The 17,419-nt window shown below is 46.1% G+C and carries 16 protein-coding genes; 11 read left to right on the forward strand and 5 right to left on the reverse strand.

Going from position 1 to position 17,419, the window contains the following annotated elements:
- Nucleotides 1-30: 30 nt before the first annotated feature.
- The 4 genes from R7M72_RS08760 to R7M72_RS08775 all read left to right on the forward strand — a co-directional run bounded on the left by R7M72_RS08760 (nt 31) and on the right by R7M72_RS08775 (nt 4,718).
- A complete protein-coding gene (locus R7M72_RS08760) occupies nt 31-1,632 on the forward strand; it encodes a BCCT family transporter (RefSeq protein ID WP_213876120.1) in 1,602 nt (533 codons plus the stop codon).
- A gap of 101 nt (nt 1,633-1,733) precedes the next feature.
- Nucleotides 1,734-3,470, forward strand: coding sequence for a hypothetical protein (locus R7M72_RS08765; protein WP_213876122.1), 1,737 nt, complete (start codon nt 1,734-1,736; stop codon nt 3,468-3,470).
- Nucleotides 3,467-4,198 (forward strand): DUF3726 domain-containing protein, encoded by a 732-nt coding sequence (locus tag R7M72_RS08770; protein ID WP_213907622.1) that lies wholly within the window; start codon nt 3,467-3,469, stop codon nt 4,196-4,198. Before R7M72_RS08765 ends, R7M72_RS08770 begins: the two co-directional genes overlap by 4 nt.
- A gap of 142 nt (nt 4,199-4,340) precedes the next feature.
- Nucleotides 4,341-4,718 carry a nuclear transport factor 2 family protein gene (locus R7M72_RS08775; RefSeq protein WP_005390944.1) on the forward strand — a complete coding sequence of 126 codons (378 nt, stop codon included), beginning with the start codon at nt 4,341-4,343 and terminating at the stop codon, nt 4,716-4,718.
- A gap of 82 nt (nt 4,719-4,800) precedes the next feature.
- Here R7M72_RS08775 and R7M72_RS08780 read toward each other — a convergent pair whose 3' ends face one another.
- Together R7M72_RS08780 and R7M72_RS08785 are read right to left on the reverse strand one after the other, a co-directional pair.
- Nucleotides 4,801-5,796: an ABC transporter substrate-binding protein gene (locus tag R7M72_RS08780; protein WP_005375798.1), complete on the reverse strand. Its 996-nt coding sequence runs from the start codon at nt 5,794-5,796 to the stop codon at nt 4,801-4,803.
- A gap of 141 nt (nt 5,797-5,937) precedes the next feature.
- A complete protein-coding gene (locus tag R7M72_RS08785; protein WP_064354640.1) occupies nt 5,938-8,172 on the reverse strand; it encodes a hypothetical protein in 2,235 nt (744 codons plus the stop codon).
- A 425-nt stretch (nt 8,173-8,597) separates the two neighbouring features.
- On the opposite strand from R7M72_RS08785, the gene artP reads away from it, so the two are divergent.
- The 5 genes from artP (at nt 8,598) to R7M72_RS08810 (ending at nt 12,225) form a co-directional block, all read left to right on the forward strand.
- A complete protein-coding gene (artP, locus tag R7M72_RS08790) occupies nt 8,598-9,326 on the forward strand; it encodes an arginine ABC transporter ATP-binding protein ArtP (RefSeq protein WP_086013014.1) in 729 nt (242 codons plus the stop codon).
- Nucleotides 9,327-9,414: 88 nt separating this feature from the next.
- Nucleotides 9,415-10,158, forward strand: a complete 744-nt coding sequence (locus R7M72_RS08795) for an arginine ABC transporter substrate-binding protein (protein WP_318056138.1) — start codon at nt 9,415-9,417, stop codon at nt 10,156-10,158.
- Nucleotide 10,159: 1 nt separating this feature from the next.
- Nucleotides 10,160-10,849, forward strand: coding sequence for an arginine ABC transporter permease ArtQ (gene artQ, locus R7M72_RS08800; protein WP_005388570.1), 690 nt, complete (start codon nt 10,160-10,162; stop codon nt 10,847-10,849).
- Nucleotides 10,846-11,514: an arginine ABC transporter permease ArtM gene (gene artM, locus R7M72_RS08805; protein ID WP_238762777.1), complete on the forward strand. Its 669-nt coding sequence runs from the start codon at nt 10,846-10,848 to the stop codon at nt 11,512-11,514. The genes artQ and artM overlap by 4 nt, the downstream gene beginning before the upstream one ends.
- 138 nt (nt 11,515-11,652) lie before the next feature.
- Nucleotides 11,653-12,225, forward strand: a complete 573-nt coding sequence (locus R7M72_RS08810) for a protocatechuate 3,4-dioxygenase (RefSeq protein WP_193837729.1) — start codon at nt 11,653-11,655, stop codon at nt 12,223-12,225.
- 9 nt (nt 12,226-12,234) lie between these two features.
- Here the strand turns inward: R7M72_RS08810 and R7M72_RS08815 are convergent, their stop codons facing one another.
- On the reverse strand, nt 12,235-13,065 hold the full coding sequence (locus R7M72_RS08815; protein ID WP_193837728.1) for a LysR family transcriptional regulator: 831 nt from the start codon (nt 13,063-13,065) through the stop codon (nt 12,235-12,237).
- A 118-nt stretch (nt 13,066-13,183) separates the two neighbouring features.
- Here R7M72_RS08815 and R7M72_RS08820 point away from each other — a divergent pair, with 118 nt between their 5' ends.
- Nucleotides 13,184-13,831 (forward strand): glutathione S-transferase family protein, encoded by a 648-nt coding sequence (locus R7M72_RS08820; protein ID WP_193837727.1) that lies wholly within the window; start codon nt 13,184-13,186, stop codon nt 13,829-13,831.
- A gap of 84 nt (nt 13,832-13,915) precedes the next feature.
- Here R7M72_RS08820 and R7M72_RS08825 read toward each other — a convergent pair whose 3' ends face one another.
- Nucleotides 13,916-14,587, reverse strand: coding sequence for a type 1 glutamine amidotransferase domain-containing protein (locus tag R7M72_RS08825; RefSeq protein ID WP_170893282.1), 672 nt, complete (start codon nt 14,585-14,587; stop codon nt 13,916-13,918).
- Nucleotides 14,588-14,704: 117 nt separating this feature from the next.
- Here R7M72_RS08825 and R7M72_RS08830 point away from each other — a divergent pair, with 117 nt between their 5' ends.
- The gene (locus R7M72_RS08830) at nt 14,705-15,589 is read left to right on the forward strand and encodes a LysR family transcriptional regulator (RefSeq protein ID WP_042521059.1); all 885 of its coding nucleotides are present in this window, start codon (nt 14,705-14,707) and stop codon (nt 15,587-15,589) included.
- Between the two features lie 59 nt (nt 15,590-15,648).
- On the opposite strand, the gene R7M72_RS08835 is transcribed toward R7M72_RS08830, so the two are convergent.
- Nucleotides 15,649-17,310, reverse strand: coding sequence for an electron transfer flavoprotein-ubiquinone oxidoreductase (locus R7M72_RS08835; protein WP_318056139.1), 1,662 nt, complete (start codon nt 17,308-17,310; stop codon nt 15,649-15,651).
- Nucleotides 17,311-17,419 lie beyond the last annotated feature (109 nt).

Consider the following 17,419-nt stretch of genomic DNA (forward strand, 5'->3'; position numbering starts at 1 on the left):
GCTGCTGCAAAGAACCTCTGGAGCCAGAGTATGTCTGATTTAACCAATAGCATGAAAGCTTCCACGATGAGCGTGTCATCGGGCAAGTCAAAAGCAAAACACAACACATCAACAACAGAAAACACGACGGACAAATTAGGACTGAATAACCCGGCCTTTTGGTATAGCGGTGGTTTCATCGCGTTGTTCGTTGCTATTGCACTTTATGACGGCGAGCTGTTATCTACGATCGTTAACGCCGGTTTTAGCTGGGCAGTTCAGGTGTTTGGTCCATACTGGCAGTTACTGCTGCTTCTCACTTTTCTTATTGGTCTTGGCTTGGCTGCAGGGCGAACAGGCAAGGTGATGTTGGGCGGGATTGCAAAACCAGAAATGGATTCTTTCCGCTGGATGGCGATTATTTTCTGTACCTTATTGGCTGGTGGTGGTGTTTTCTGGGCCGCGGCTGAGCCTATCGCGCATTACGTTAGCCCACCCCCTTTGTACGGCGCGCAAGATAACCCGCAGCAAGGTGCGGTGAATGCGTTGTCGCAATCCTTTATGCACTGGGGCTTTCTGGCTTGGGCGATTGTAGGTAGCTTAACTTCCATCGTGGTGATGCACCTGCATTACGACAAAGGTTTACCACTAAAACCCCGTATTTTGCTTTACCCAGTCTTGGGCGAACGAGCACTTAAAGGCCAACTCGGTGCATTGATTGACGCGTGCTGCATTATCGCGGTAGCCGCGGGCACCATCGGACCAATTGGGTTTTTAGGCTTGCAGGTTAGCTACGCGTTAAATGCGCTGTTTGATATTCCTGATGGCTTTACCACTCAGCTTATCATCATCTTGTTTGCGATTGCTCTTTACACCTTGTCAGCACTCAGTGGATTAAGCAGAGGCATGCAACTGCTTAGTCGTTACAACGTGATTCTGGCAATGGCATTGATGGTTTACATCCTGTTTTTTGGCCCTACGAATTTTATCTTTAACGGATACATTCAAGGTGTAGGGAGTATGCTAGATAACTTTATCCCAATGGCGACCTATCGTGGTGATGAAGGTTGGCTAAGCTGGTGGACAGTATTTTTCTGGGGCTGGTTCCTTGGTTATGGTCCGATGATGGCAATTTTTATTGCGCGTATTTCCCGTGGTCGAACTATCCGCCAAGTCATTTCCACCATCAGTATTGTGGCTCCGTTAACCACCTGTTTTTGGTTCACGATTGTGGGCGGCTCAGGCCTTGCGTTTGAAATTGCTGAACCGGGTAGCGTGAGTGCGGCGTTCGAAGGCTTTAACCTGCCAGGTGCTTTGCTTGCGGTGACTCAGCAACTACCAATGCCAATGTTGACTTCAATTCTATTTCTGATTTTAACCACGATCTTCATCGTCACGACGGGCGACTCAATGACCTACACAATCAGTGTCGTGATCAGTGGTGAAACGGAGCCGAATGCGATCATCCGTACCTTCTGGGGCGTAATGATGGGTGTGACGGCATTGATCCTAATTTCCCTTGGCTCTGGCGGCATTTCTGCACTGCAATCTTTCATTGTGATTACCGCGGTTCCGGTTTCGCTGATTCTGTTGCCGTCACTTTGGAATGCACCGCAAATCGCAATCAAAATGGCGAAAGAGCAAGGGCTATAACAATTATCTAATTCAAACAACGTGGAGCTTGTGCGGGTGTTTTCCTCCTGCATCCGCACAAACCCTAGTATTCTTACAATAACAAATAGGTGGTGAGCAAAATGGATGCACATCGTTCTACTTATACGGAAGCAACTATGCGCGATGCAGCGATTGTCATGGCAGCCGAAAGGCTTGGCGCAATGCACCAAAACCGAATTAGCTTTGTACGCAGTCTGATTCGTAATATGGCAAGCCAAAACTGGCAAGTAACCAAGCATGAGTGGCAGCTTTGTCCTCGTGGTTATGGTCATGTGATTTACAAATTGACCACGCCAGAGCACGTTTATCATTTGGTGGTATTCTGTGATGAAATTGCCGACGACGAGCGTAATGATCGCGTTATTGCAGAAAAGTGGGACGTCACATTTGCACTGGTTCAAGGCGATGTTGATGTTACTTTGTTGGAAAGATTGCGAGAAAATGTACCGCTACAAGAAGCGGGGCGTAATCCAAACAACGTACTTGTTCTTGCTCGCGCAAATAAAAGTGTGCGCGTGTTTGAGCACATTGTTAGCGCGCTTTCTCAAGGCGAGCAGCCTGAGCCGAAAGAGTTAGCGGAAGTGGGTTATATCCTGCGTACCACAGCTGTTTATGGTAACGGAAAGTTTGGTATCGCCGATTTCAAACTGTTAGAGAACAACTCAGATTTCAGCCAGTCTTTTAGTGCGCAAATGTGTGCAGTATATATGTTGCGTGAATTCAGCCTAGATTGGGTGCACTATCTGGCACTTCAACAAGGTGGCGACAACGCGGTGGCTTTGCATCGTGGCTTGCAGCGCTACCTTGGTGTCGGCAATGCGACTGGCTTAGGCATGGCTCCATACTTGATTAATCATCCGTGTATTGTTGACCAATGGATGACCTCTCGTGAACGTGCGGTAGCGCGAGTCTTTGCGATGCCATGTGAAGCGTCGTTCCATGCTCCTTTGCAAGGATTGCTGCAAAAAGCACAGCGTCATTTAGAGCAAGTCATCACCATCAATGAACATCAAGACAGGCTCAATCATCAAGCGATAGCAGACATCAAACAACTGCTATCGAAGCTAACAACGTTAATGGCATTACATCCGAACTGGGCGAGTTTGGTCGAGCATAAGAAAACAATGAGTGTGGAAGCCCAAGAAATCCTCACCTCTTGCTTGATCGAACTCTACCCATCTTTAGTGGATGAATTTGCTAGCCAAATGAATACGGATGAAACGTTATCTATTCCGGGCGGGAAAAAGATCCAAGATTTACTGGAAGTGTTGCAAAGCAAGTACCGCTGGGCGATTGATGCGGATTACTCACTAGCCGAGAACAACTACTGGTTCTGGTATCGCTCACAAGATAAAGAAGAGCCAAGGCTTGGTGTTCGCGGGGAAGAGGCTGGAGAAGAAAAAGAACTGCCGCTTGATATCGGCAGACAAGTGAATCGCTTGTACCAGGCCTTGCTTGACTGTGATGTAGAAATGTCCGTAGCAGAGTTTCTATTGCAAAAACCGGCTTATCGTTCGATCACACGTCGCGTATGGACGCTAGGCAACCGTGCGATGGGGGATATTCAAATGAATGTGCTGCGTAAAGATGCGTTACCAATGCACTTACTGCGCTGTAAATTGGCGATCTTTGGCGCGACTAAGTTTGATCCGCGCTCGGATCGTTGGGTTCGAGTAACTTTCTTCCAAGGTGCGCCGTTGTTAGATGAAATTCACGACCCTAAACTGGCAGACACATGGATTTTCCCTAGCATGCCGCCACGTGACGAAATTGCGCAAAGTGATAATCAAAAAATCAGTGGAGGATTTGCATTATGATCGTCTCTCACAACGAATTGGTGGCCGCGGTTAATAAGGCATTTCTTGGCATGCGCCGTCACTGTGGTGAGGCGGATGTCATTGCGAACATGGTGGCGGACTTGCAAATGGTTGGCTTACATGGAGTTCGTCATTTTAATAACGCCAGTCTGTTTCTTGGGTTAGATTCAGACTGCGCCGTATCGGTGACCAACAGTACGCCGTCAAACATAGAGGTAGAACTGCACAACGGGAGTGTAGCGTGTCATTTACCCGCCGTGTTGGATTTCGCACTTGAGAAAATGATTAACCGTAAGTCGATTGCTATCACGTTGACGCAGTGCCATAACCGTTGGCTAGGTTTTAGTGAGTTGTTGAAGCTCTCTGCAAAAGGCATTGCGTGCCGTGCACAATGGGTCAATGGCTCTAGTCCCAAGCGAACGCTTTATGTGTTAAACCGTGGACGAATCGCGCCAGAAGTCTTTTTCTCGGATCAGTTTGATGGGCATGATACGGATTTGCATAGTATGGTTATCGAGCTCTCCGTGAACGATTTCGATATCGAGAAAAGTGCACAAGGGTATACCACCCACATTGAAGGTGATGAGTTAAGCCGCACGCAACAAGCTTCTTGGCAAAATGGTATCTTTGTCGAAGACCAAGAATGGGAAACACTGAAACAAACCGCAACCGCGTTGCTGGTGGAGAACAGTGAGCGTTCTATGCTCGGTGCTGGCGGTGTGGTTTAAGCGATGAAAGGCGATGATTCCAAGTAGAAGTGATGAAGGCTGCTCTTTAGCGGCCTTTTTTGTGCGCGAAGTTTGGTCACTTCTGAAGTTCAAAGACTATGATTACCGTTATCCGCAAGATGGAGCAACACAGGTAAGAAAAATGGATCTGCAAGAGAATAAAAGAAATGCCATTGCGTTTTACGAAACCGCCTATCGAGGTAATCCAAGAAAAGCGGTTGAAGACTATGTTGGCGATGAGTACATCCAGCACAATCCATTAGTTGGAAATGGCCCCGAGGCTTTTATCGAGTATTTTGAGCGGATGCAAAATGAGTATCCCAATAAAGACATTACGTTTGTACGAGCTATTGCTGAAGGGAACTTAGTGGCACTACACACTCACCAAACATGGCCTAATGATATTGAATACGTGACGATGGATTTCTTTCGTTTTGATCATAATGGGAAGATTGTTGAACATTGGGACGCTCTGCAAGAGATTCCTAAAGAAACATTGAATGGTCACACCATGTATTAACGAGTCGTTGACGAGTCTCCCATGCCGTTTATTCAAACGGTATGGGAGGTTAAATGATTTGTGGCACTTTAAGTATTAATCATCAAAGCGCTTTTTCGATTCTCACCGCGACGTCTTCAGATACCCAGCCTTTCCACAAGTCAGGGTAGGTATTAAAGAAGTAAAACATCGCTTCTTCACCGTCCGCGTAGTTATCTTCCATCCAGGCCAGCATTTCACTCATTTGCTCGTTGGTAAATCCGCGTTTCTGCAAGTACGCGAATGCTTGGGGTTCTTTGCTCGCAAACGCCTCAGTTGTTACTGTGCGAACTGGAGAAGGTGGGTACATTGTTACTTTTGGTGAAGCGCAATCAGGCTGAGTGGTACAGTTGCGATACTCTTCTAAATCTGTTCCGCTACCAAAATCCACTTTGACCATATCATACTTGCCCAATACGGGGGTCGGTGACCAGTAGTAACCAAACCAAGGCATTTTGCGATCATAGGCTTTGGCGATGGTGCCAGCTAATGCTGCGCCAGATCCTGGGTCAACCATCTCAAAGCCGTGCTCACTTAACCCTAATGCATTAAACAAGTGACCGGAGGTGATTTGGCATGTCCAACCAGCAGGGCAGCTATAAAACGCGAACTTGTCATCATCCTCTGGGTGTTCAAATAGTTTGGCGTGCTTGATGACGCCTTCTATCGTCGCGAGTTCTGGATACTGTTTTACCAGATAGGCGGGAACCCAAAACCCTTCTTCACCACCATTGACAAGCGATTCACTAGCGATGCGCAAGCGTTTATCCGCAATCCCTTTATCAAGTGCTTCTTTAATACCGTTTGTCCATAACTCTGGCGCAACGTCAGGCTGTCCCTTTTCAATCATAGAGGTGCCTGTAGGAACGCTATCACCAGGGATCAATTCCGCATCGCACTGGTAGCCTTCATTTAAGACAAATTGGTCGATGTGCGCCATTAAGCTTGCCGAATTCCAATTCATGTCTGCGATGGTTATTTTTCCGCATTCGTCCGCATTTGCATGAGTAGATAATGCTGATAGCAGCAGAACAGAGAGCATTGAAGGTGTCGTCTTCATGTGACTGAATTTCCTTGTCGTTGTCATTTACTTCAGTATATACATCGGTTTATAAAGATTCAGTGAACAAGTTTTTTTCAGTGACGTTAAGCATAAAAACGGCGATTTATGAAGCGTTTGATGAGACGGGTTGAAAGGGAATTAATACAGCAAGAACACCCCTTCGTAGCCGCCAATCTCAATATGAGAAACATAGTCGCCGATGTTACCGTCTTGATCTACAGGTCGCATAGGCTCTGGAAGTGCGATAGTTATCTTCGGTGAGGTGAAATAATCGATATTCTTGCCAAAGAAATCAGTTCGATACAGCACTCGGCCTTTAGTGAATTCGCGGGCTAACACCATCTCCGTAGGACCATGCATCACCACCGTATCGTCTGAGCGATACGCAAAGTACGTATGGGTTGGTAACAAATCGATAGAGCCATTGGGCAAGTCAGGATGAGCCACTTTGCTCATAGAAGCATCTCCAATGACTGTGTAATCGGCAGGATAGGGCGTACTGGTGGACATCATTACCGGAGTCGCCTGATACCCCTCTGGTGTTTGATTGGCAGGCTCTCCCAAATCAACGGCAAGCAAGGTGCTAGGTTGATAAGCAATATTCATTGGTACGCCTGCCTTCCAGAAGTTGTCACCTGTTGTGTTATTACTTCCATATAAATAGCCATTGTTCCACTGATTAAAGTAACTGCGCTCAGGGTGATAGTTTAAGTAGAACACCGCTAGTGCAGAGTATTGGTCCTGTTTCCAATTGTCTTCTGTGTTGCCAAAGTATTGAACGCGACCATAACGCGTTGTCGCTTGATAAATCACTTTCTGGCCAGCTTTGGCGAGTGCAGAGTTATCCCAAAACTTAGCTAACCCAGCATAGCCACTAAAGCCGGTAGAAGGGAAAAGGTAGTGCTCGCGCAAGTACAAGGAGCCAGCGTTAACCAAGTGGTTTTGCCCATTACGACCGAATAAGTTTGCCGTACCTATGTTGAGGCCAATTAACGCATCTTCATCCAGCGTTGCCAGTTTATTCAAGAACGCCGAGAATTGCGCTTTGTACGCATCGTCAGCAGCTTGGCTACCCGCCACCAAACCAAGCTCATCCACTGTGCCTCCGGAATATATGTAGAACTGATTTGCACCGAGTAACTTATTCGTATCGTCGTTGTACGCACCATTTAAACCTTGTTTCGCCCATTCAGCTTGGTAAGAGTGGCGCATTGTATTGGCAAAAAAGGGATTGCCGAGATTGGTCAATGCCCAAGAAGAGGTTTGATTCCACATACGACCAAATGGAATAACGCGTGACTCCCAACGAAATCGTGCGGTTGCATTCTTATTTGAACGGTTTTTGTATTCATTCCAAGAAAGATAATTGTCTTGGTTTCGATCTGCAGATTTGTCGAAGCCACGAATTTTACGCCAGCGTTGAATGGTTTGACCTTCCGGTGTCTCCGTTGGTGCTCCTGAGATATTGACGGCAGGGAAGCTATTTTTGAGTTGAATGTTTTCGAGACGTGGGCGGTTTTCTATGTTGTCGTCATGCCAAGTAATTTTCGCAAAGTAAAGGCGGCCGCCGTCGCGTAAAAAGGTGGAGCCAAAGTACTGACCGCCACCATAAGTTTTTCCGCTACCATCATGCGTTGTAGCGCGAACCCAATCCGAAGGAACAGACCAGTTTACTGTTTGGTTTTTAGTCATGTTCTCAGTTTTGTCTTTTTTAATCGCGAAGCTTTTCCATTCAGTTACCCGACCAAACGAGTCGATAGCAGAAGGGTATTCAATCGTGAAGCTGCCGCCTTGAGCAAACTGAGAGAACGTAAAGGTTAAGCGGTCGAACTTCTCTGAGTGATAGACATAGAGGGCTCCACCATTATTCGCCTGGCCAAATACATCAGCATCCCATGGCGGTGGTTGATATAGCCAAAAACCGGCGTGGTCAGCACTAGCCGTATAACCAACAATCATCGGTTTTCGATTGAGTAATGTATTTTCACCATGGCTTGAGTCGACTTCAGCTAGGATAGTGTCTTCAGAAAAGTGGAGAAAGAAATCTTCGTAGTCAATTCCATTCAGTTCTGCTTGGTTACGTATATCGTTTTCCAGCCAACCTGAGTTAAGTTCCAGCTTTTGGTTGTACATGTAACCAAGTGCTTGTACACGCTCATTATGACTTTTACTTTCGTAAGCGCCGAATAAGATATCAGCATAATCCAGTTCCCATTCACGTGTAGCCGCAGCAGAGATAGGCTTATCTTGAAGATCAATACCCTGTTCATGCAATCCAGGTAACACGATTGCTGTTCTACTCCAAACGCTGGGTATAGAAAGTAAGCTCAGAGAAGCAAGTGCAATGAGAGAAAAACAATGCGACTTCAACATGGGGTTATCTCACTCATACTTAGATGACTCGAATTAAGGGTCAGAATACAAAGAGAAATTATAGTCTATTCACAAAGTCCTAATCAGGAACCCGCCGATAGAAGGCTTTACCGGAAATCGAGGGGGGAAGCCCGGCAAAAATGAGAAGGTCTGCGTCGGGTGTAGTACGTTCAAAGACTCAAAATTCCGTCTACACAAGCACAAAAGTAACCAGAATTTTAACCTTGTTTCGATTGCCATCATATTGTTGGATTTTCATCAACAATTTCAGTTAAAACCAACTGATTAAACCAGTCATATTCTCTGTTGTATTGATTGCTTATCATACAAAAATTTAACAAAATTAATTTTTATACATTTTTATTGCATAAAAAATCCTTTTGAGTAATATAAATGCTAAGTGACAATTAATGCGGTATGTCAGCATGACTATTCAGGTAAGCGGAATCAATAAATCCTACGGTGAGACACAAGTGCTTCACGATGTCAGCTTTAAGTGTGAAAGCGGCGAAACACTGGTGTTACTTGGTCCAAGTGGTGCAGGGAAGAGCTCTCTACTACGTGTTCTTAACCTTCTTGAAGGTGCGGATAACGGCAAGCTAAACATCGCAAATGATGTTTTTGATTTCTCTACTGAAATCAAAGAGAAACAAGGTTTAGCGCTTCGTCGTAAAGTAGGCATGGTGTTCCAGCAGTACAACCTATGGCCACACATGACAGTGATGGAGAACCTGATTGAGGCTCCGGTAAAAGTCGCTGGCATGGATAAAGAAGAAGCGAAGAAGCAGGCAATGCAAATTCTTGCGACGCTGCATTTGGCAGACAAAGCGGATGCATGGCCGATGCAACTTTCTGGTGGTCAGCAACAACGTGTGGCGATTGCTCGTGCATTGATGATGAAACCGGAAGTCTTGCTTTTTGATGAACCGACCGCTGCGCTTGATCCGGAAATTACTAACCAAGTCGTTAAGATTATTAAAAATTTAAGCGAAACCGGAATTACACAAGTAGTTGTGACGCACGAAGTGGATTTCGCCAAGAAAATCGCTAGTCACGTACTGTATTTAGAAAAAGGACACATCGTTGAGCACGGCACAAATGATTCGTTTTCTAACCCGCAAACCGCCCAGTTTGCTGACTACTTAAATCACTAAATTACGTTTTTAAAGTTCAGTCTATTTAACAGATAAGCTCGGCTGTCATTGCGAGTGTCAGCCCACTAAGTACACACGGAGTATTGCAATGAAAAAGATTCTACTAGCTTCACTAATCGGCCTTTCTTCTGCAACTATGGCAGCAAACGCAGCAGCACAAGAAGAGATCAAATTTGCGATGGAAGCGACGTACGCCCCATTCGAGTACATGGATGAAAACAACCAAATCCAAGGTTTTGATGTGGATCTGGCGAACGCACTATGTAAAGAAATGGAAGCAAAATGCACCTTCCACAACCAATCTTTTGACAGCCTGATCCCTGCATTAAAATTCAAGCGCTACGATGCGGCAATCTCTGCAATGGACATTACTGAGGCGCGTTTGGAGCAAGTGAATTTCACGAATGCATACTATGACAACTCAGCAGCGTTTGTTTCTATCAAAGAAAAAGTGACTGCTCAAAAAGCACTAGAAGGTAAGCGTGTTGGTGTTCAAAACGGTTCAACACACCAAAGCTACCTGATTGAGCAAATGCCGGGCGTAACCGCGGTTCCTTACTCAAGCTACCAAGACGCGTTCATCGATATGAAAAATGGCCGTATTGATTCTGTATTCGGTGACACAGCAGTCGTAGCAGAATGGTTCAAGAAAGAAGACAACCTAGCTTACGTGGGTGAGCACATCACTAAACCTAAATACTTCGGTAACGGTTTCGGTATCGCAGTAAATAAAGGTAACGACGAGCTAGTGAACAAGCTGAACACAGCACTGAAAACAGTGAAAGCAAACGGCGAATACGACGTAATCTACAACAAATACTTCGGTAAGTAATATGGCACTAACGGGTTACTCTTTATCGCTTGTTCAAGCTAGTTGGATGACTGTCCAGCTAGCCTTCACAAGCCTCTTAGTCGGTTTGATTCTGGCAGTGGTATTCGCCAGTGGTGAAATGTCTCGCCGCGTTTTCGTTAAATGGCCAATGACGGCGTTTGTGACGATTGTACGTGGCTTGCCAGAAATCCTTGTCGTGTTGTTCATCTATTTTGGTTCGACGCAGGTTCTGTTTTTAATCACCGGCGACTTTATTGAAGTTAGCCCGTTCTTGTCTGGCGTGGTGGCGTTGTCATTGATCTTCGCTTCCTACGCTTCTCAAACTCTACGTGGCGCATTAAAAGCCGTTGGAAGAGGGCAGAGAGAAGCAGCAAGTGCACTCGGCATCAGTCAAGCACACGCTTTCGTTCGCATTGTTTTACCACAAGCAGTAAGACACGCACTACCAGGTTTAACTAACCAATGGTTGGTTCTGCTGAAAGACACCGCGCTTGTATCACTGATTGGCGTAACGGATTTGTTGAAACAAGCGCAGCTAACATCTGCAGCGACGCATGAAGCGTTTACATGGTACGCAACAGCTGCGGCGATTTACTTAGGCATTACTTTGATTACGCAACGTGCCGTAAAACTGATTGATAAGAAGTTCTCAATTCAAGGTATGAGTATGGGACAGGAGGCGACCGCATGAACGAACAACACGTTTGGCAAATGCTGGATGGCTTAGGCACTAGCCTTCAATTGACCGCCGCTTCTTTGGTTGTGGGCTGTCTCTTAGCTTTGATGATGACGCTGACTCTGATCCTACGTACTCCGGGTTTGCATTGGTTAAGTCGTGGCATCATCACCTTGTTTACTGGTACGCCTTTATTGGTGCAGCTCTTCTTGGTGTACTACGGTCCGGGTCAGTTTGATGCTGTAAGAGAAAGTGTATTTTGGACATGGTTAAGCCAACCTTGGTTCTGTGCGATGTTAGCACTAGCACTAAATACCGCTGCATACAGCACTCAGTTGTTCAAAGGAGCGTTTAACGCGATTCCTTCCGGTCAATGGCAAGCGTGTCGTGCGTTAGGCATGAACAAAACCGCAACACTGAAAGTGCTTCTGCCATACGCTATTCGCCGTGCTGTTCCGGCTTACTCGAACGAAGTGATTTTGGTCTTCAAAGGCACGTCACTAGCAAGCACGATTACGATCATGGATCTGATGGGTTACGCGCAGCGCATTAACGCACAAACCTACGATACGTTGACGGTATTTGGTATTGCAGGCGCATTTTATTTAACGGTAAATGGTGTGCTAACTCTCATTTTCCGTCAGGTAGAGAAGAAAGCATTGGCGTTCGAAGCCGCATAAACCTTCAATCAACACTCATCATCTCGTTCCACAGTGCCTTTGCAAATGACTCTCTTGCAGGGGCATTTTTTATATTCGTTATGGCAAATCCCTCAAGTTCCCCCAAACTTAATTCAACGCAATTGTATTGGTGGCACCATGGAAAGAAGACACTTTTTAGTGCTGTGGACATTGTTGTTCGTACCCTCTTTAAAAGCGAAAGCACCAATCCGGCCAACGCCAGCACAAACTGAAGGGCCATTTTATCCAGTAGTGAACATTCCTCTTCGTCAAAACTTGATTCTGCAATCAGAAGGTTTGGTCGGTGAAGCTATCGTGTTGCAAGGTAAAGTCGTAGATACATCGGGAAACCCAGTTTCAGGCATCAAAGTAGAAATCTGGCAATGCGATGGGCAGGGGATTTACGATCACCCTAAGCAGCCAAATAATGATAAGTTTGATACTCACTTTGCAGGTTTTGGCGCGGTAGAAACTCAATCGGATGGTCGCTACTTGTTCCAGACTTTGTACCCCGTGCCTTATGCTTCTCGCCCACCGCACATTCACGTTAAGTTGTGGCGGGATAACCAAGAGCTTCTGACCACTCAGTTGTACTTAAAAGGCAATACTGGTGATGAATGGTGGGGTGGCAAAGCCCGAGATTATCTACAGTTTGAAACCATACGAACCGACGGGCGATTAACTGGCCAATTTAACTTTGTGATTGGCTAGCTAATCCGGTTAAGCCATTAACTCAACCAATTGCGCCAAGCATTCTTTATCCAGTATCGGATGAGGCTCGACGCCCGTGACCAAAACGATATCCACGGAAGGTAGCGATGGCATATCGTCTAAGATCTTAAGATCCTCGCTAACGCTAATACTGCCCATCGCACCGATAGCCATGCCTGAACGTACAATTGCTCGTTGTGCAGAAGCCGTATTGCAACATGCCAGTAGTTGATAAGGAGTGCCACGTTTGGTTAATCCGTCTACTGCTGCCGCATGGTATTTACAGTCGGTTTGGAATAGGGCGAGAGGGAGAGGTTGGGCGTTCTCAATGTCAAAATCAGGATGAGCAATCCATACGCCTTTGTCGCTTGCTAGCCAGTAACCTTCCTCACTGTCCGGTGCTCTTGTCACAATAGCGGCGTCTAGCTTTCCTTCATCGAGTTTTTCTCTCAAAGTGATGCTTGGCTCACTAAAGACTTGAATCGAACATGTGGGCTCAGATTGTTGTAATACGCGAATGACTCTAGGCAGGATATTGTCGTTGTAATCCTCGGGGCAACCTAAGCGAAGAGGGCGCTTGTTTTCATAACGTTTCACTTGTTTCAGCGCTTGATTGTGCAAGCTAACCAATTGCTCTGCGTGAGAGCGCAGTGCCAGTCCCGCTTCACTCAATACTAGGTTGCGACCTTCTTTTTCAAACAAACTGACGCTGAGTTCGTCTTCTAGCTTACGCATTTGAGCACTGAACGCGGATTGGGTGCGATTGATCTGCTTGGCTGCACGAGTGAAACTTCCCGTTTCGACAAAAGCCAGAAAGCTGCGTAACGCATCGATATCCATATCTAAAACTCATCCATCGTTTTTGTTGAAGTGTTCCATCAAAACTATCCGTTAGTCCCCTTAAATACAATCAGATATTGTGAATGGGTACTCAAAACACGAACCGTATGGAGGCGTCATGAAACTGTTTATTGCTAATCAAAACTACTCAAGCTGGTCACTTCGCGCATGGCTGATCTTTTCTCAATTCAAACTGGATGTGAAAGTCACCAAGCTCAAATTATTCACAGAAGATTTTTATAAGACCTTGGAAGATATTACACCAACCGCGAAAGTCCCTACCTTAGTGGATGGTGACGCAACAGTGTGGGATTCATTAGCGATTTTGGAATACGTTAACGAGCAATACTTACAAGGCAAAGCATGGCCAAGTAAGTCTGCAGAACGGGCTAAAGCACGCGCCATCGCATCAGAAATGCATTCGGGTTTCTTTAACTTAAGAAGCGAACTCCCAATGAACATCCGCGCACGCAGAAAAGTCGATTTAACGGAAGGTGCGCGTAAGGATATTGCGCGTATTGATGCCATTTGGGCTGAGCAAGCCAAACTGTATCCCAACGGTTGGCTATTTGGAGAATGGTCGATAGCTGATGCTATGTATGCACCTGTGGCATTGCGTTTCCAAACTTACGGTATCGAGTTATCGGAAGGTGCCAAAGCTTACCAACAAAAGGTGCTAGCAAGTGAATCTTTACAGCAATGGTTGGAAGAGGCGAACCAAGAAACGGATATCGTAGAAGAAGATGAAGCAGGGGTAGAAGTATAAGCGCATCTTGCAATCGCCTGTAGCAAGGGAAAGCATGACAAAGCACGCTTTCCTCTTCTAGGATGGTTGTAGTTTCCGGCGCGTTTAAGCTAGGTGTTCAACAATCGCTCTGCCTACGCCGTGTGCGCTCGTTGGGTTTTGACCTGTGATGACACGATCATCCACAATTACAAACTCTTGCCATGGTTGCACTTTAGAGTAGCGCGCTGCGCTGCGTGCAAGAGATTCTTCCAATAGGAATGGGATATCGTTGATGGTGCCGAAGTCGATCTCTTCTTCGCGAGTGAAACCTGTTACTGATTTAGACGCAAGCAGCTTTTCGCCATTGCTAAGCGTGATAGGAAGAAGAGCGCCCGGACCATGACAAACTGCTGCAACAATACCGCCATCTTCATAGTGTTTTGCAGAAATCTTGGCAAAATCTTCGTTGCTCGCTAGGTCTGAAAGAAGACCAAAACCACCCGGATAGAAGATCGCATCATAGTTGTCACCGTTGATTTGTGACACTGGAATCGTGTTATTGATGCGGTTCTGGAAATCATCATCCGCCAAGATTTTCTCGTTTATTGCGTCACCTTCGATGTCGGTTCCGTACAGTGGTGCTTGCCCGCCTTTGATAGAGGCAATGTCGTAATCGAAGCCTGCACCCAGTAGTTCGCTAAGGGCATGAGTGAGCTCTGGCGCGTAAGTTCCGTTTGCTTGGTCAGTTTCACCAAGGGTCGCATGGTTCGTCACAATGATGAGTACTTTCTTCATGATGGTTTCCTTTTTGGCTTACGTGTATTTGTTGAACACCTTCATACTAATTGCTAAACAAATAAGTGATAATACGATTAATTGGCAAAACATTATTGCTATATAGCAAAGGTAAGTATGGACAGTTTTGAAGGCATCAATGAGTTTGTTACGGTTGCTGAGAGCTTAGGGTTTTCTGCAGCGGCAAAACAGTTAGGTTGCAGTACCAGTCACGTCAGTCGCCAAGTCACAAGACTAGAAGAGCGATTAGGTGTCGCTTTGTTAGCACGTTCGACAAGAATGGTGAGTCTAACGGAAGCGGGGCAAGCGTATTATCAACAGTGTAAAGAGTTGGTGATTGGGCTTCAGCAAGCCAATGAGCAACTCACCACGCAGCAAACTCAATTGAGTGGTACGTTACGTGTGAGTGCCGCTGGTGCGTTTTCTGAGAACCATGTAGCGCCTGCCTTGATGGCGTTTGCCAAGCAACATCCTAATCTCACGGTTGAAATTAACTTCAACACCAGCATGGTCAACTTTATTGAAGATGGTTTCGATTTTGCCATTCGTTACGGCAGGTTGAGTGATTCAGGCTTGGTTGCGAGAAAGCTGGTGGATCGTCCCATGGCAGCGGCAGCCAGTCAGCGTTATCTCGATGAACATGGTTTGCCAACGCACCCAGAGCAACTCAAGCGTCATAGCTGCATTATTGCCAATAAGGACGTTTGGTTGTTTGAAAAAGACGGCAAGCCTTTAGATGGCGTAAAAGTGCAGGGCAGATGGAAGAGCAATAACGCACACACGGTCTTGCAAGCCTGTGCAGAAGGATTAGGTGTGGCGTACTTACCGAAGAGTAGTTTCAACGATGCTATTTCGTCTGGTCGTTTGGTGCCAATACTAGAGCCGTATTGGGGAAGCGGCAACAGCAGCTGGATTGTTTATCAGAATCGTCACTTTCTACCACTACGAGCGCGATTGGCTATCGACTTCTTGCTTGATCATTTTGTCGATTGGCAGGAGTAATGAGGCTCTGCCAATCGGTTTGTTTATCCATTTGTTAGATCGTCAACATACTAACGTATCTACATGTTTTGATAGCTTGGTCCGCCGCCACCTTCTGGTGCTTTCCACGTGATGTTTTGCGAAGGATCTTTGATGTCACAGGTTTTGCAATGAACGCAGTTGGCGGCATTTATCTGAAACTTCAACTTATTGTCCACTTCCACCACTTCGTAAACCCCAGCGGGGCAATAGCGCTGACTCGGTTCGTCATACATACCTAAATTCACATCAATTGGAATGTGAGGGTAAGTCAGAACAAGGTGACAAGGTTGATTCTCTTCGTGCTGTGTTCCCGACAAAAATACCGACGAAGGCTTATCAAAACTGATTTCATCATCTGGTTTTGGGTATGCAATTGGGTGGCACTCTTGTTTAGGTTTTAACTGCTCATGATCGTGCGAATAGTCCTTGATAGACCAAGGTAACGGCTTCTTAACCAGTGGTTGCCACAGGTTGTGTTCAAAAGTCGAAAGAGCACCGCCCAGTATGCTGCCAAACTTATGAATGTTCGCACCAAAGTTACGCGTTTCAGCGAGTTCGTCATACAACCATGATGGTTCAAACAACGACTGGTAGTCTGGCTCAGAAGCTCCAGTTTGTCGGGCCGTATGTACCGCTTCTGCTGCAATGATTCCGGATTTCATTGCTGTGTGGCTGCCTTTAATTTTAGCAACGTTCAAAGTCCCCGCATCACAACCAATCAATAAACCGCCAGGGAATTGCTGTCTCGGCAGAGAGGAAAGTCCACCTTTCGCAATGGCTCTTGCGCCGTAAGCGATGCGCTGAGCACCTTTCAAATGTGGTTCAATAGCAGGATGGTGCTTAAAGCGTTGAAATTCGTCAAACGGACTCAAGTAAGGATTGCTGTAATTCAAGTCGACAATAAGCCCGACGGCGATTTGGTTGTTCTCCATGTGATAGAGAAAACCGCCGCCTGTGGTATTTGTTTCACTCAAGGGCCAGCCAGCGGAGTGGATAACACTGCCAGATACATCCTTACTGTCAGTGGGTAACTCCCATATCTCTTTTAGGCCAAGCGCGTAGTGCTGTGGTTGCTTTCCTGCGTCTAGGTCGAACCTTTGAATAAGTTCTTTACCCAGATGTCCGCGACAACCTTCAGCAAAAAGGGTGTATTTTGCCCTTAGCTCGATACCTGGTTCAAAGTTAGGTTTGGCCTGGCCGTTCTTATCTAGTCCCATATCGCTCGTGTTAATGCCTGTCACGGCGCCAGTCTGATCATAATTGATGCTTGCAGCGGCAAAGCCCGGAAAAACTTCCACCCCAAGATTTTCTGCTTGGTTAGCGAGCCAACGGCAAAGGTTGGCAAGGCTAATTACGTAATTATTCTCGCCATTTATCATTGGACGCGGTGTAAGGATGTGAGGAACTCGAATATGGTTTTGTTCAGTAGTAAGATAAAGGAAATTATCTCGTTGAACCGAGGCTGCTAGCGGGGCCTCCATTTCTTTCCAGTCGGGGAAAAGCTCATCTAAGGCACTAGTTTCAAAAACAGCGCCAGATAAAATATGTGCGCCCACTTCTGAGCCTTTTTCTACAACGCAAATTGAAAGTGCGTCACCTTCACTGTCTTGGTTGAGTTGAGCTAGCCGACAAGCGGCGCTTAAGCCTGCGGGTCCGGCCCCCACGATCACGACATCAAACTCCATGCATTCTCGTTCCATCTTTATGCTTCCTTTCTATTATCGTCATCTGCGTGACAGGTTTTGGTTTCTATACAGAAAACTATAGCTCAGTTGACGTTAACGTGAAGTGGACTAAGCTCAAGTAATG

This window comes from Vibrio sp. YT-18 (assembly GCF_033337345.1).
Classification (GTDB): domain Bacteria; phylum Pseudomonadota; class Gammaproteobacteria; order Enterobacterales; family Vibrionaceae; genus Vibrio; species Vibrio alginolyticus.

Coding starts and splice junctions, on each gene's coding strand:
- R7M72_RS08785 (WP_064354640.1), bottom strand. CDS start 8,172: ATGTTGAAGTCGCATTGTTTTTCTCTCATTGCACTTGCTTCTCTGAGC.
- R7M72_RS08770 (WP_213907622.1), top strand. CDS start 3,467: ATGATCGTCTCTCACAACGAATTGGTGGCCGCGGTTAATAAGGCATTT.
- R7M72_RS08825 (WP_170893282.1), bottom strand. CDS start 14,587: ATGAAGAAAGTACTCATCATTGTGACGAACCATGCGACCCTTGGTGAA.
- R7M72_RS08775 (WP_005390944.1), top strand. CDS start 4,341: ATGGATCTGCAAGAGAATAAAAGAAATGCCATTGCGTTTTACGAAACC.
- R7M72_RS08765 (WP_213876122.1), top strand. CDS start 1,734: ATGGATGCACATCGTTCTACTTATACGGAAGCAACTATGCGCGATGCA.
- R7M72_RS08835 (WP_318056139.1), bottom strand. CDS start 17,310: ATGGAACGAGAATGCATGGAGTTTGATGTCGTGATCGTGGGGGCCGGA.
- artM (WP_238762777.1), top strand. CDS start 10,846: ATGAACGAACAACACGTTTGGCAAATGCTGGATGGCTTAGGCACTAGC.
- artQ (WP_005388570.1), top strand. CDS start 10,160: ATGGCACTAACGGGTTACTCTTTATCGCTTGTTCAAGCTAGTTGGATG.
- artP (WP_086013014.1), top strand. CDS start 8,598: ATGACTATTCAGGTAAGCGGAATCAATAAATCCTACGGTGAGACACAA.
- R7M72_RS08780 (WP_005375798.1), bottom strand. CDS start 5,796: ATGAAGACGACACCTTCAATGCTCTCTGTTCTGCTGCTATCAGCATTA.
- R7M72_RS08795 (WP_318056138.1), top strand. CDS start 9,415: ATGAAAAAGATTCTACTAGCTTCACTAATCGGCCTTTCTTCTGCAACT.
- R7M72_RS08830 (WP_042521059.1), top strand. CDS start 14,705: ATGGACAGTTTTGAAGGCATCAATGAGTTTGTTACGGTTGCTGAGAGC.
- R7M72_RS08810 (WP_193837729.1), top strand. CDS start 11,653: ATGGAAAGAAGACACTTTTTAGTGCTGTGGACATTGTTGTTCGTACCC.
- R7M72_RS08760 (WP_213876120.1), top strand. CDS start 31: ATGTCTGATTTAACCAATAGCATGAAAGCTTCCACGATGAGCGTGTCA.
- R7M72_RS08820 (WP_193837727.1), top strand. CDS start 13,184: ATGAAACTGTTTATTGCTAATCAAAACTACTCAAGCTGGTCACTTCGC.
- R7M72_RS08815 (WP_193837728.1), bottom strand. CDS start 13,065: ATGGATATCGATGCGTTACGCAGCTTTCTGGCTTTTGTCGAAACGGGA.